The organism is Sutcliffiella sp. NPDC057660 (assembly GCF_042800035.1).
Classification (GTDB): domain Bacteria; phylum Bacillota; class Bacilli; order Bacillales; family Bacillaceae_I; genus Sutcliffiella_A.
The window spans coordinates 44,280-58,664 of sequence record NZ_JBHVHV010000025.1 but is presented as its reverse complement, the minus strand read 5'-3'; the positions used below and the strand labels follow the sequence as shown (position 1 = coordinate 58,664).

At 44.8% G+C, this 14,385-nt stretch carries 14 protein-coding genes; all 14 read right to left on the bottom strand.

Going from position 1 to position 14,385, the window contains the following annotated elements; translation table 11 throughout:
* Nucleotides 1-476: 476 nt before the first annotated feature.
* The 14 genes from lysS to ftsH all read right to left on the bottom strand — a co-directional run bounded on the left by lysS (nucleotide 477) and on the right by ftsH (nucleotide 14,249).
* The gene (lysS, locus tag ACFVAD_RS22620; RefSeq protein ID WP_386645681.1) at nucleotides 477-1,967 is read right to left on the bottom strand and encodes a lysine--tRNA ligase; all 1,491 of its coding nucleotides are present in this window, start codon (nucleotides 1,965-1,967) and stop codon (nucleotides 477-479) included.
* A 193-nt stretch (nucleotides 1,968-2,160) separates the two neighbouring features.
* Nucleotides 2,161-3,159, bottom strand: coding sequence for a tRNA dihydrouridine synthase DusB (dusB, locus tag ACFVAD_RS22615; RefSeq protein ID WP_386645678.1), 999 nt, complete (start codon nucleotides 3,157-3,159; stop codon nucleotides 2,161-2,163).
* Nucleotides 3,159-3,392 carry a helix-turn-helix domain-containing protein gene (locus ACFVAD_RS22610; protein ID WP_386645675.1) on the bottom strand — a complete coding sequence of 78 codons (234 nt, stop codon included), beginning with the start codon at nucleotides 3,390-3,392 and terminating at the stop codon, nucleotides 3,159-3,161. Before ACFVAD_RS22610 ends, dusB begins: the two co-directional genes overlap by 1 nt.
* The gene (gene folK, locus ACFVAD_RS22605) at nucleotides 3,344-3,865 is read right to left on the bottom strand and encodes a 2-amino-4-hydroxy-6-hydroxymethyldihydropteridine diphosphokinase (RefSeq protein ID WP_386645672.1); all 522 of its coding nucleotides are present in this window, start codon (nucleotides 3,863-3,865) and stop codon (nucleotides 3,344-3,346) included. The genes ACFVAD_RS22610 and folK overlap by 49 nt, the downstream gene beginning before the upstream one ends.
* Nucleotides 3,862-4,224: a dihydroneopterin aldolase gene (gene folB, locus ACFVAD_RS22600; RefSeq protein ID WP_386645695.1), complete on the bottom strand. Its 363-nt coding sequence runs from the start codon at nucleotides 4,222-4,224 to the stop codon at nucleotides 3,862-3,864. The genes folK and folB overlap by 4 nt, the downstream gene beginning before the upstream one ends.
* Nucleotides 4,217-5,071, bottom strand: coding sequence for a dihydropteroate synthase (gene folP / locus ACFVAD_RS22595; RefSeq protein ID WP_386645669.1), 855 nt, complete (start codon nucleotides 5,069-5,071; stop codon nucleotides 4,217-4,219). Before folP ends, folB begins: the two co-directional genes overlap by 8 nt.
* Nucleotides 5,043-5,945, bottom strand: a complete 903-nt coding sequence (pabC, locus tag ACFVAD_RS22590) for an aminodeoxychorismate lyase (protein WP_386645666.1) — start codon at nucleotides 5,943-5,945, stop codon at nucleotides 5,043-5,045. The genes folP and pabC overlap by 29 nt, the downstream gene beginning before the upstream one ends.
* 1 nt (nucleotide 5,946) lies before the next feature.
* Nucleotides 5,947-6,528, bottom strand: a complete 582-nt coding sequence (gene pabA, locus ACFVAD_RS22585) for an aminodeoxychorismate/anthranilate synthase component II (protein WP_386645663.1) — start codon at nucleotides 6,526-6,528, stop codon at nucleotides 5,947-5,949.
* Entirely contained in the window at nucleotides 6,525-7,952 is a 1,428-nt protein-coding gene (locus ACFVAD_RS22580; RefSeq protein WP_386645660.1) for an anthranilate synthase component I family protein, read from the bottom strand. Before ACFVAD_RS22580 ends, pabA begins: the two co-directional genes overlap by 4 nt.
* Nucleotides 7,953-8,261: 309 nt before the next feature.
* Nucleotides 8,262-9,188 (bottom strand): cysteine synthase A, encoded by a 927-nt coding sequence (gene cysK, locus ACFVAD_RS22575; RefSeq protein ID WP_386645657.1) that lies wholly within the window; start codon nucleotides 9,186-9,188, stop codon nucleotides 8,262-8,264.
* Between the two features lie 108 nt (nucleotides 9,189-9,296).
* Nucleotides 9,297-10,193 carry a peptidyl-prolyl cis-trans isomerase gene (locus ACFVAD_RS22570; RefSeq protein WP_386645654.1) on the bottom strand — a complete coding sequence of 299 codons (897 nt, stop codon included), beginning with the start codon at nucleotides 10,191-10,193 and terminating at the stop codon, nucleotides 9,297-9,299.
* 42 nt (nucleotides 10,194-10,235) lie between these two features.
* Nucleotides 10,236-11,117 (bottom strand): Hsp33 family molecular chaperone HslO, encoded by an 882-nt coding sequence (gene hslO / locus ACFVAD_RS22565; protein WP_386645652.1) that lies wholly within the window; start codon nucleotides 11,115-11,117, stop codon nucleotides 10,236-10,238.
* Between the two features lie 21 nt (nucleotides 11,118-11,138).
* On the bottom strand, nucleotides 11,139-11,912 hold the full coding sequence (locus ACFVAD_RS22560; protein WP_386645649.1) for a type III pantothenate kinase: 774 nt from the start codon (nucleotides 11,910-11,912) through the stop codon (nucleotides 11,139-11,141).
* A 402-nt stretch (nucleotides 11,913-12,314) separates the two neighbouring features.
* Nucleotides 12,315-14,249 (bottom strand): ATP-dependent zinc metalloprotease FtsH, encoded by a 1,935-nt coding sequence (gene ftsH, locus ACFVAD_RS22555; protein ID WP_386645646.1) that lies wholly within the window; start codon nucleotides 14,247-14,249, stop codon nucleotides 12,315-12,317.
* Between the last annotated feature and the right edge of the window lie 136 nt (nucleotides 14,250-14,385).

Here is a 14,385-nt window from a genome sequence, read left to right as displayed (position 1 = left end):
CATGTATTAGGCACGCCGCCAGCGTTCATCCTGAGCCAGGATCAAACTCTCCAATAAAGAGTTTGAGCTTATGCTCAAATGTTGACTAGCTTTGTTACATTTTCGTTCTTTGTTAATCCCTATAAGATTAACGTGGACGCTGTTGTTTTGTTTAGTTTTCAAAGATCATTTTCTAGCGCCACCTCTCAAGGCGACTTTATTATCTTACCAAATTCATTATTCTGTGTCAACAACTTTTTTCATTTCTTTTTTGAAGAAACACTGTCGTTCGTGACAACGTTTATAAATATACCACCGTATAACCCTAAAGGCAATAGCTTTTTGTAATATATTTTACGAAACCTTAATGTTGTAATAATCGCATTATTCTAAGCGGGAATCCAATAGAAATGACGGTGCAAGGCACACTCTAATATTATGTTTCCGAGAATGCAAAAAGGGACTCTTCTCACTGCTAAAGAAGAGTCCCTTTACTATTAACGGTGTCTCATTTGCGGGAATAATAATACATCCCTAATGGAAGGAGAATTGGTTAACAGCATCACGATGCGATCTATACCGATTCCAAGTCCGCCTGTAGGAGGCATTCCGTATTCTAAAGCTTCAATGAAGTCATGATCCATTTCATGCGCCTCGTCGTTTCCTTGCTCTTTTTCTTTGAGCTGCGCTTCAAATCTCTCTTTTTGATCGATAGGATCATTCAGCTCCGTGAACGCATTAGCATGCTCACGTCCTACAATGAACAATTCAAAGCGATCAGTGAATCGTGGGTCTTCGGCATTTTTCTTTGCAAGTGGGGAGATTTCCACTGGATGGCCATAGATGAACGTTGGCTGTATCAGTGTTTCTTCCACTTTCTGCTCGAAGAACTCATTCAGGATGTGTCCGAATTGCATATGTTCTGTAACTTGGATGCCGTGTTCTTTTGCAAGGGCATGCGCCTCTTCATCCGTCATTTGCTGCCAGAAGTCAACACCTGTCGCTTCTTTAACTGCGTCAGCCATGTGCAGTCTCTTCCACTGTGGAGTCAAGTCTACCTCTGTATCGGCATACATGACTTTTGTGCTGCCAAGTACTTCTTTGGCAATATGGGCAATCAGATTTTCTGTAAGATTCATAATATCATTGTAATCTGCATACGCTTCGTACAGTTCAATCATGGTGAATTCCGGGTTATGTCGAGTGGACACACCTTCATTACGGAACACACGTCCGATTTCATAGACCTTCTCCAGTCCGCCGACAATCAGACGTTTCAAGTGAAGCTCAATGGCAATACGCATATAAAGAGTCATATCCAATGTATTGTGGTGCGTGATGAATGGTCGTGCCGAAGCTCCACCTGCGATAGAATGCATCATCGGTGTTTCCACTTCAAGGTAACCGTGGTCATCAAGGTAGCGGCGCATCGCTTGAATGATTTTGCTTCTTGCGATAAATGTCTCTTTGCTTTCCGGATTGGTAATCAAGTCCAGGTAGCGCTGACGGTAGCGTTGCTCCACGTCTTTTAACCCATGATATTTTTCAGGAAGTGGACGTAATGCTTTTGTCAGAAGCTCAAATGAAGTAACTTTAATGGAAAGCTCGCCAACTTTAGTTTTAAAAATCATACCCGTTACTCCAACGATATCTCCGATGTCCGCTGAGTTAAAAATTTCGTAGGCATCATCTCCGACCGCATCTTTACGGATATATAGCTGGATTTGGCCTGTCAGGTCCTGAATGTGAGCAAAGCCCGCTTTGCCTTTGCCGCGCTTAGTCATTATACGTCCGGCAATTGTAACAGAGATTTCTTTTGTATCCAGTTCCTCTTTTTCGATATCTCCGTATTCAGCGATTAGCTGTTTTGAATCGTTTGTACGTTCAAATCTTGTTCCAAATGGATCCAAGCCTTTATCTCTGTGCTTTTGCAGCTTTTCCCGTCTCACCAATAATTGGTCATTCAAGTTTAATTCTTCTTGACTCATCACACTCAACTCCAACCTTCATATTATTCTTTCCTTCTATGTACATGTGTCATTACATATCTTTTCTAACACGTTCCATCTATTACTATATCTTATATTTTTACCAACTATAAATAAAGCTAAAACTGCCAGCATCGTACTGGCAGTTTAGAAGGGTAATCTAGGGGTATTATAGGATAGCCTTGTGGGCGTGTCAAATTACCTGGATGTTCATTTCCTGCTGTTCTTTTTCTTCGACCATGCTGTCTATAAGGCTGACAAGATCTGATCTTGTGTTGCATTCATTGATGGAATTACGCACTTTCGCGTTTCCACGGATGCCCTTCAGGTACCACGCGGCATGCTTCCGCATTTCACGAACGGCAACATTTTCGCCTTTCAGGTCGATCAGACGATCCAGGTGAAGCTTGCATACGTCCATTTTTTCACGCACGGATGGATCTCCTACCAGCTTGCCGGTTTCAAGGTATTGCACGGTACTGTAGATCATCCATGGGTTTCCAAGCGCGGCACGGCCGATCATCACGCCGTCCACTCCTGTTTCCTCGAGCATTCTTTTCGCATCTTGAGGGGTTTCTACATCGCCATTGCCGATTACCGGGATTTTTACGTTTTCTTTTACCTGCTTGATGATGTCCCAATCCGCATGCCCTTCATACATCTGGACTCGTGTTCGGCCATGTACCGCTACCGCCTGGCCGCCGGCACGCTCCACCGCTTGGGCATTCTCGATGGCATAGATATGTTCCTCGTCCCAGCCAGTACGCATTTTGACTGTAACCGGCTTGTCCACTGCATCTACTACCGCGGATACCATTTCATAGATCTTGTTCGGATCGAGAAGCCATCTTGCCCCTGCATCACATTTTACGATTTTAGGGACCGGGCATCCCATATTAATATCGATAATGTCAGCAGTCGTATTTTTGTCTACGAATTTCGCCGCTTCTACTAATGTATCTTTTTCTCCTCCAAAGATCTGAAGGCTTAGCGGTTTCTCTCTTTCATCAATGTAGAGCATGCCCATTGTTTTGGCGTTTTTGTAAAGAATGGCTTTGTCGCTAACCATCTCTGCACATACGAGACCCGCTCCGAATTCTTTGACAGTCAAACGGAAGGCTGCGTTGCATACTCCAGCCATCGGTGCCAGTACCACTTGATTTTTCAGTGTAATATCACCGATTTTCATCATTAACTTTTAACCTCCTCTCTTGTTCTTAGTTCTGGTGGTGTTAATTCTTCTAACGGAACCTTCAATTCTGCCGCAATGGCATGAAGGAATTCTTCTTTTGGCATCCGGTTGCCGCGCTCTACTTCTCCCAGTACGGAAACAGATATGTTTAAATTTTTTGCAAAGGCTTCTTGGGTATATCCCTTCAGCTTTCGAAATGCACGGATACGTCTTCCCCATTTTTCGGCTTCCATACTTGTACCCCTTCTCTTTCTTGTAATTCAAGAAGTGCTTCTTTATCTATATTATTGGGAATAGCTGCACTATCCGCAATCTCTATCAAAGGAACCAACACAAAGGCTCTTTCCCACATTCGCGGGTGGGGAATTATAAGCTCTTCATTTTCAATATTTTCTTGGTTATACAATAAAATGTCAAGGTCTAAAGTTCGTGGCCCCCATCGAATCTCTCTTTCCCTGCCAAAAAAATGCTCTGTTTCTTGTAGAAACTTTAATAATTCAAGGGGGGCATACGAGGTATTTACTTTAATTACCATGTTGAGAAATTTTGCCTGTTCGGTATAGCCGACCGGATCTGTTTCATACATGGAGGAAATTTTCTCTACTTCTACTTCCTTATTCTCACCCAATTTCCTGATCGCGCGGCACAGAATGTCCGCGCGGTCCCCTTGGTTGGACCCCAGTGCAATATAGGAATTATTGTTCATCTTCTGCTCCTTGTAATCTCCACCGCAACCGATTCATAGTGTCCCGGTATGGGAGGGTCCGGCTTGATCGCTTTGACCGTGCAGCGTTCAATAAGAGGAAAATTGCCCAGCACATCTGCCGCAATTCGTTCTGCAACCGTCTCCACCAATTTGTGGGTTTCCTTTTCCACTACCTGCTGGCACGTGTTATAGAGGTCGGCGTAATTGACCGATTGTGTCAGGTCATCCGATTGTCCGGCATTGGACAGGTCGAGCTCCACGGTTAGATCAATGACAAAACGTTGCCCGAGCTTCGTCTCCTCCGGAAAAACTCCATGGTATCCGTAAAACTTCATCTGGTTCACATAGATTTTATCGATGAGTGCTCCCTCCCCTTTGCAGCATGGCATCCATCATTTTGGCCATTCTGGCGATTTCTTTTACATCATGCACCCGAACTATTTGACAGCCCTTTTGAATACCAAGGCACACGGTAGCTCCTGTACCTTCCATTCTTTCCTGAGGGGGCACATCCAACACATGCCCGATGAAGGATTTCCTCGAGGTTCCAAGCAGAACCGGATACCCAAGACTCGTAAAGTGCTCCAGGGCGTTCATCACATCGAGGTTATCCTCTTGTGTTTTTGCAAAGCCGATACCCGGATCAAGCACGATGTTCTCTTCCTTCACGCCTGCCTGCTTGGCAATGGTAATGCTCTCATAGAGGTCGCTGATCATATCCGGAATAAGCTGAGCATATTTCCGTTCCTTACGGTTGTGCATCAGTATGATCGGGACCCCGTATTCGGCCGCAACCTTCGCCATATCGGGATCCGCTTTTGCCCCCCATACATCGTTGATGATGGTCGCGCCAGCCTCAACGGCCCGCTTTGCCACTTCGGCTTTATACGTGTCGATGGAGATTGGCACCTTTATTTTTTTTGCCAAGGCGGAAATGATGGGAATGACCCGCTCCAGTTCCTCCTCCACTTCCACATACAGGCTGCCGGGCCGAGTGGATTCCCCGCCGATATCAATAATATCCGCTCCGTGATCAATCAGTTCCTTGGCACGTTCCACCGCGGCCTCTATGTGATTATATTTTCCGCCATCCGAAAAGGAGTCCGGAGTGGCGTTGAGGATTCCCATAATGAGTGTTTTCTCTCCAAGTGGAAGCTCATAAGGGCCGCACGATAATTTACTCTGATATAAGTTCGTCTTTGCCATTTTGAATTTCAACCCTCTTTGCCTGTTGATAGGACCGTAGCTGCCTGTTGGTGCTTTCTTTGTAGAGTTCTTTTAGACGTTCGAATAGCGTGTGCCGGATTATTGAAAATTCAACATCATCCACCCGGGAGATCCGGACCATTTCCTGCGTGGAATTGGTCACAAACACTTCCTCACTTCGCAGAAGATCTTCTTTCGTAAAAGTTCCCTCTTCCACTTTAACTCCAAGCAGAGATGCCAAGTGGATCACATATTGCCTTGTCACCCCATTCAGGATTCCTGTGGAAATACTTGGGGTGTATAGGGTATTGTTCTTCACCCAAAAAATATTGGATACGACACCCTCGGCGACATACCCCTCTCTAGTAAGGAAGATCCCCTCGGTATCAGACAGCTTTCCGAGCTCCCGTTTTCCTAATAGATTATTAAGATAGTGGTGCGATTTAAGACGAACAGATCCCTCCGGGGTATTGCGGGGAATCTGTAGGAATACAGCTCTTCTTCCTTCATCCTGAACCGGGGCTAAGGGTCTCGTGAATAGAAGGGTGGAAGGCTTTGTATAGGTTTCATTGGGCAGTCCCCAATTACTGATGCCTGCAGTGACATTCAAACGAAGGACACCGTCGGCTAGACCGTTTTTTTCTAGGGCCATCCCGATTAATTGCTGGAGGGACTCATCATCCTCTTCCCATTCAATATAGACGGACGATAAGCCTTCTCTTAATCTTTTCAAATGATCCTGGAAAAGAAATGGTGATCCTTGATAGGTCCGAAATGTTTCAAAAAGCCCTACTCCATATAAAAATCCATGATCCATGACAGGAATGCTCGTATTTTCGATCGGCTGCCACGAACCATCCTTGTAGACAATCATGCTACACCTTCTTTGCGGAATAGGTATCGATAAAGTTTCGCAACAATTCCTTGCCGACAGAGGTCATGATGGATTCCGGGTGGAACTGCACCCCTTCGATCGGCAGCTCTTTGTGGCGTATTGCCATTATTTCATCCTGGTCCGTCCATGCCGTAATTTCAAAGCAGTCTGGCAATGTTTCTTTTTTTACAATCAAGGAATGGTATCTTGTTGCCGTAAAAGGATTGGCAAGGGTACGGAAGATGGTTTTCTCATCATGGTGCATTTCCGAGGTTTTCCCGTGCATCAGCCTTTCTGCCCGAACGACATCTCCGCCAAATACCTGAGCAATGGACTGATGCCCAAGGCAGACGCCAAAGATCGGTTTTTTTCCTGCAAAATGCCGGATTACCTCCAAGGATATCCCCGCTTCATTAGGAGAACATGGGCCGGGCGATATCATCAGAAACTCCGGATCCATTTCCTCTATTTCTTCTATCGTTATTTCATCATTTCTTTTTACAACAAGTTCTTCACCTAGCTCCCCCAAGTACTGTACAAGGTTGTATGTGAAGGAATCGTAATTATCAATCATTAAAATCATACTCTCACCTCAGCTCGTAATTTTTGCTCTTCTTCGCTCAACTCTTTTGCCTTCCAAAGCGCCGCCGCTTTTTTCAGGGACTCTTTGTATTCTCTTTTTGGAACAGAGTCTACTACCACTCCCGCTCCCGCTTGCACATAGGCCATTCCATCCTTTGCAATCATCGTCCGGATGGAAATGTTCAGTTCCATGTCTCCATCAAAACCGATCCAGCCTATAGAACCAGTATAAACAGAACGCCTCACCGGCTCAAGTTCTTCAATGATCTCCATCGTCCGAACCTTAGGTGCACCCGTAATGGTTCCTCCCGGAAACGTAGCTTCAATGATATCATCCACATCTTTGTCCTGCGCCAGTACTCCTTGCACATTGGAAACGATATGCATGACATGCGAATATTTCTCTATCGCCATAAATTCATTTACTTCCACCGTACCGTACTGACACACTCTTCCAAGGTCATTGCGCTCGAGATCCACCAGCATCACGTGCTCCGCGCGCTCTTTTTCATTTTCAATCAGTTCCTTGGCAAGCTGCAAATCTTCCGCATCCGTCTTTCCGCGTGAACGAGTCCCGGCTATTGGCCTTGTACTTACTACCTTGCCTTTTTTCTTCACTAAAAGCTCAGGAGATCCACTTACAAGCTGGAACTCGGGAAATTGTAAATAGCCCATATATGGCGAAGGGTTTATTTTTCTTAAAGCAGTATAGATCTCCATTGGGTGAGTTAAAAGCCTTTCTGCTTGCCTTACAGAAAGGTTCACCTGGAATACATCCCCCTGCGCGATATACTCCTGCACCTTCTCCACCGCTTCCATGAAGGATTCTTCCGTAAAGGAAACCTCCCTGTTCAAGGAATGGCTGACAGACTCAAAAGGATATGTGACAGATTCCGCCTGTTTGCTCCACTCGTTTTGGTACCTATCGAGCATTTCCTCAGCAGAGGCTTCTTCTCCCTCCTTTACATGGACAACCATGTAGAGGGACTTTTCCTCTTTATCATAAACGAACACATCGTCAAACAGCAGGAAATACAAGTCCGGTATGGCAAGATCGTCTTCGGAAATAGAAGGAAGGTCTTCAATGAACCGCACACAATCATAGGTCAAATAACCGATGGCACCACCTGTGAAATCAGGAAAGCCTTCCAGCCTTCTAGTGGTTCTGTCTGACACAAACTCTTTCAGCCTCTTCAAAGGATGACCGTTCACTATATGTTTGTTCCCATCCTTATCCGTGATTTCAAGCGTTGTATCTTTACCTTTGAGGGAAGCTACCGGGTCCAGGCCCATGATACAATACCTTCCTCCACGGCCACTTTCCAAAAGAATATGATAGGGTTTATTTTCAGCCAACGCTTTATACCGGGTAAACCATTCATTCATTTCCATTGCTATCTTACGTCCGACAGGTACTTTTTGCATTCTTGCTGTCACGCTCCTAACTTGCATATTACCTATATTCTACATGAAACTTGTCGATTATTGCACTTCTATAGTCCAATAAAAGAAGCTCTTTTCGTAAAGTATGTTGCTCATGCCCGTAAAAAATCGGCTTTTGGATTTTTTACAGAGGTAAACGTCGCATGATTAAAAAGTGAATTATTTTATAGAATGAAAAGAGCACGGTTGTAGGTAAATTTACGTGCCTATGTTTTATTCGTCAAATCAACAATTTCGGCGAACACCATAAAAAAAGGAAAACAGTATGTACCTGTTTTCCTTTAACATTTCCTATTCTTCAAATTGATATAACGCGGTGCTCAAATAGCGTTCCCCGTTACTCGGGATAACCGCCAGCACTTTTTTGCCCTTCCCGAGCTCCTTCGCCACTTTCAATGCCGCAAAAATGGCCGCTCCAGAGGAAATCCCCCCTAAAATACCTTCCGCTTTAGCAGCAAGACGGGCATATTCGAAGGCTTCTTCGTTTTTGACCGTTATGACCTGATCATAGATTTCCGTATCAAGGATGGAAGGAACAAATCCTGCTCCGATCCCCTGAATTTTATGCGGCCCTGGTTTCCCGCCGGATAGCACCGGGGAATCGGTTGGCTCTACCGCTACAATCTTGATGCCAGGATAAGCTTCCTTCAGCACTTCCCCTGAACCGGTAATCGTTCCGCCTGTTCCAATACCGGAAACGAAAGCATCCAGCTGATCACCCATCTGCTCCACAATTTCTTTCCCTGTGGTTTTACGGTGAATTTCCGGGTTTGCTTTATTATTAAACTGTTGTGGCATGAAAAGATCTTTTTCCTTGGAGATGGCCTCCGCCTTTCGGATGGCACCGCCCATACCTTCTGTACCTGGTGTCAGTACCAGTTCCGCTCCATAAGCACGCAGAAGGTTGCGTCGCTCCAAGCTCATCGTATCAGGCATAACCAAAATTGCCTTCAGCCCTTTAGCCGCTGCCACCATCGCTAAACCGATCCCCGTGTTTCCACTCGTAGGTTCGATAATGGTATCGCCCTCTTTCAGCGTTCCCTCTTCTATTGCCGCATCAATCATCGCTAAAGCAATCCGGTCCTTCACGCTGCTTCCCGGGTTCATGAATTCGAGCTTCAGGTAGACATCCGCCATATCCTCTTCCACGATTCTATTCAGTTTTACTATAGGTGTTTGACCGATTAACTCTTCAATGGAATTTGCAACTCGTACCACTTGAACTCCCCCATTCAATTAAAACTTAGTGTTTTTGTCGGAATTACTTCCATTTAACACCACTTAATCTGAATTGTCAATTTATTTGCATCGACGAAATATGCACCCCTATTGGGCGGAGGGTTGATTCCATTCCACTCCTACCTCTTCCCAAAAAATAGATGGATCCATGGTTCCTTCCATATGCTCCAAGGCAAGCTGGCGTCGAATTTGATCCTTCACTTCTTTATAGGAATATGTAACTCCTTCGATCTTTTCATGCAAATACAGCACCACATAACGATCATCAACAGCAAAAGCATCGCTCCATGAAGCATCCTTCATTCCTTTTGCCTCTTCCAGATATGAGCTTGGGTACATCTCCGTTTTTTCAGTCAAGAAACCTAAGTCTCCCCCTTGGTTTGCAGTAAGCTCATCCGTTGAAACTTCCATCGCAAGAGAAGGGAAGCTCGAACCGCCCTTAAGATCTTTTATCACGGCCTCTGCTTCCTCTTTCGTTTCCACTACGATGTGCGAAAGATGGAATGCTTCGTCCAGGGCGAAAGTTTCTTTATTTTGTTCATAGTAGGATTCAAGCTCCTCTTCCGGGATGGTAACATCTTTTACAAGCAATTCCTCTAAAAGCAGGCTCGATTTGATTTGCTGCTTCACTACTTCTTCTGATGTTGTCTGAAGCATCGGGGAACGGGTGTACATGGTCTTGATCATGTTCCATTCCCTCTCCACCACTTCATCCGAAACGGTGACCTTGTATTTTTTCGCCATCTGCTTGACAACCTCTTGATTTACCAACGTCCGGGAAACTTCATCTCCATACATCTTTTCAAGCTCTTGAAGCAAGGCTTTTCTGGTGATTGGCGTATCACCGACAGTGGCCACCACATTATCATTGCCATTAACGAATGCAGCCGCTTCTGATGCCTCTTTCAGCGAAAAGGATTGCTTGGCTAAGAATGCCAGGGTCAAACAGTTGATAATGACGAGTCCAAAAATAATATTCCACAACCATTTTCTCTTTAAATGCCCCTTTTGCTGCATCTATGTCACCTAACCTTTAACTTGCTCTCTCATACTTTCTAGCTCTTCCTTGGAGAATTTATAGGATGAATTGCAGAAATGGCACATAGCCTCAGCTTGTCCCTCTTCTTCTATGATTTCCGTAATTTCCTTTTCCCCTAATGAAATGATTGCACGTTCAAAGCGTTCCTTGGAACATTGACATTTAAATTCCACCGGTAACGTCTCCAGGAACTTCAGATTTTCCGCTCCGAGAATCTCCATCAGAAGTTCTTCCGGCGTAAGTCCTTTTTCTATCAACTTCGAAACTGGAGTCATATTGTTTATCTTTTCTTCAATCACCGTGATGGTTTCTTCTGATGTACCCGGCATCAATTGAATGATGAAACCGCCTGACGCAAGAATCGAGTTATCCGGATTTACCAGCACCCCTACTCCCACTGCAGATGGAACTTGCTCAGAGGAGACCAGATAATAGGTGAAGTCCTCCCCAAGTTCTCCGGAAATCAATTCTGTCTGGCCGGAGAAATGCTCTCTTAGACCTAGGTCTTTAACGATAGAAAGATTTCCGTTTGTTCCCACCGCACGCGCAACATCCAACTTACCATGTTGATTCAAATCAAAATGCGTTTGTGGATTGGTTACATACCCTCTTACCTGTCCTTTTGCGTTGCTGTCCACTAGGATGACTCCAATTGGACCACCACCATCAATCTTTACGGTAAGCTTGTTTTCCCCTTTAAGCATTGCTCCTAGCATAACAGAAGCAGACATCGCTCTTCCTAGTGCAGCAGAAGCGGTTGGCCAGGTTTGATGGCGCTTTTGAGCCTCTGATACGGTGTTTGTTGTTTTTACTGCATACGCACGGACTTGCCCTTCAAAAGCGAGTGCTTTAACAAGATAGTCTGACATTGATGTTGCTCCTTTCTAATTTCAATCTTCTTTTGTGTTCTTTGTATAGATCAAATGCAATCCTTTAAGCGTTAAAAACGGGTCGACAATATCGATGACATCCGATTCATTTCCGATAAGGGAAGCAAGTCCACCAGTTGCGATAACTTTAGGAGGAGTAGGAGACTGACGTTTCATCCGCTCCACAATCCCCTCCACTTGGCCTACATACCCAAAAAGGATACCTGCCTGCATGGCACTGACTGTGTTTTTTCCTATAACACCTTCAGGTCGGGCAATCTCAATCCTTGGCAACTTTGAAGCCCTGGAATAAAGGGCCTCCGTTGAAATGCTGATACCTGGCGCAATGGCCCCGCCCATGTATTGCTTGTCCTCATTGATATAGCAATAGGTTGTAGCAGTTCCGAAATCCACAATGACCAATGGACTTCCGTAAAGGTGGATACCTGCTACCGCATTTACGATACGGTCTGCCCCGACCTCTCTCGGATTTTCATATTTTATATTCAAGCCTGTTTTTATACCAGGACCGACTACTAATGGTTTTAAATGAAAGTATTTCTGGCACATTCTTTCCAGAGAGAACATGATTGGCGGTACTACAGACGAAATGATAATTCCTTCAAAATCTTTGAAGGAAAGGCCGACATGTTCAAGGAGGGATTTGATGATCATTCCAAATTCATCCTCGGTCTTATTCCGACTCGTTTCCACTCTCCAATGATGTTTTAACTCTTCTCCTTCGTATACACCAATAACAGTATTTGTATTCCCAACATCCAAGACAAATATCATTATAATCCCCACTTTACTAACTATTTACATGGCTACATCATACCACACAACGCCTTATTCAACCCCAGAAAAAAATTCTTATTCCGCGGGAAATACACAAATCGACAAAACCCCCTACAAAAATGCTCTGTTTAACACCGCTGTTGATTTCCGCACTAGGCGCAGCGACCCAAGGGGCGGTGCTGGAGCCTCCTCAGGCTTCGCCTTGCGGGGTCTCCAGCCTACCTCTACCTCCCGCAGGACAAGGAAAGCTGCGGCAGCGATACATCGCCCGAAGAAAATGCTCGCATTTTCGAGGAGTCTCCGCCTATTGCTCCAATCAACAGCTAGTATACACATAAACAGTATTCTTTTTTTTAACATAGCCATAAAAAAAGATGCCTGAGACCAGGCATCTTTTTGTTATTCTTTCTTATCGTCCGTTGTATCTAATTTGTCCGCGTCTTTTTTACTGTTGATGTTCACTTTTACATCATCTTGGCCAGTTGCTTGTGTTAAAGGAAGTTCTGGTAGTTTTCCTTTTTCCACAAGGTGCTTGATTTGATCTGCATCAAGTGTTTCAACCTCTAATAAAGTCTGAGCGATCAGCTCAAGCTTATCGCGGTTTTCTGTCAGGATTTGTTTTGCACGTTCATACGATTCTTTGATGAAACGCTGAATTTCCGTATCGATCTGGTGTGCAATGGCATCGCTGTAGTTCTGCTCGTTCTGGATATCGCGACCGAGGAATACCTGCCCGCCTGAATTCTGGCCAAACTGTAACGGTCCAAGCTTTTCGCTCATTCCGTACTCCGTTACCATTTTTCGGGCAATGGCAGTTGCGCGTTGGAAATCGTTATGCGCCCCTGTACTCGCTTCTCCAAATACCAATTCCTCTGCTACGCGACCACCTAACAATCCGACAATCTTGTCTAACAGCTCCGGCTTGGTCATGAAATAGCGATCTTCTTTTGGAAGCATCACTGCATAACCGCCAGCTTGCCCGCGAGGAACGATGGTAACTTTGTGTACCATATCCGCTTCATCAAGAACGACACCGATAATGGTATGGCCCGCTTCATGATAAGCGACAATGTTTCGCTCCTTCTTGGAAATGACTCTGCTCTTTTTCGCTGGACCTGCAATGACACGATCAATCGCTTCATCAATATCAAGCATATCGATTTTCTTTTTGTCATGTCTTGCCGCCACTAACGCAGCTTCATTTAACAGGTTTTCCAGGTCGGCACCCGAAAAACCAGGTGTGCGCATCGCGATTGTTTTCATATTAATGTTATCATCTAAAGGTTTATTGCGGGCATGTACTTGAAGTACTGCTTCACGACCTTTTAGATCTGGGCGGTCCACCGTAATCTGACGGTCAAAACGTCCAGGACGCAGTAGTGCTGGATCAAGAATATCCGGTCGGTTCGTTGCAGCGACAATGATGATACCCTCATTGGCACCGAAACCGTCCATCTCAACAAGCAATTGGTTCAGGGTTTGTTCACGCTCATCGTGACCTCCTCCCAGACCTGCTCCACGTTGACGACCTACTGCATCAATTTCATCGATAAAGATGATACAAGGTGCATTTTTCTTTGCGTTTTCGAATAGGTCACGCACACGTGATGCACCGACCCCTACGAACATTTCCACAAAGTCAGATCCACTGATGGAGAAGAATGGTACGCCTGCTTCACCGGCTACCGCTCTTGCAAGCAAGGTTTTACCAGTACCCGGAGGACCTACCAACAGGACCCCTTTCGGAATGCGGGCACCAAGCTCAGAGAATTTACGAGGATCCTTCAGGAACTCTACAACCTCTACAAGCTCTTGCTTTTCTTCATCAGCACCGGCAACATCTTTGAATTTGACCTTTTTCTTTTCTTCGCTATATAGCTTCGCCTTACTTTTACCAAAGTTCATCACTCGGCTTCCGCCGCCTTGTGCTTGATTGAGCAAGAAGAAGAATAGGATGAAAATGATGACAAAAGGAATGATGGAAGTAAAGAAGGTTACCCACCCGCTTGTTTCTTCCGCTTTTTCCACGTTCATGACAATGTTATTCGTTTCAGCAATGGTTTCCACACGCTCTAAAGCACTGGGACTATTCGGAACAGCAGTTACAAAAGTCTTGCCCTCTTCTGCACCTTTAATTTTCCCGCGCACCTCGTAGACGGAACGAGTAGGCTGTATGGAAAACTCTTCTACTTTATTCTCTTCAAGATTTTGGATGAATGTATTATAGGTGATCGGGTCTTCTTTCGAATTAGGGCTGTTAATGAAGCTCACTACCCCAATGACCACTAGAAATATCAGCAAATAAAATATGGTGTTTCGAAATATTCTGTTCATCCCTTACCTCCTCCCACGATAGACAAACTAAACCAATAGTATCATAGAAAATTAATCCAATTCAAGAAATCAGGTTTTCTGTGTTTATTCTTGGCTGTTTTCGCATACATTGTTGCTTTTGACGTATCCAACTTAA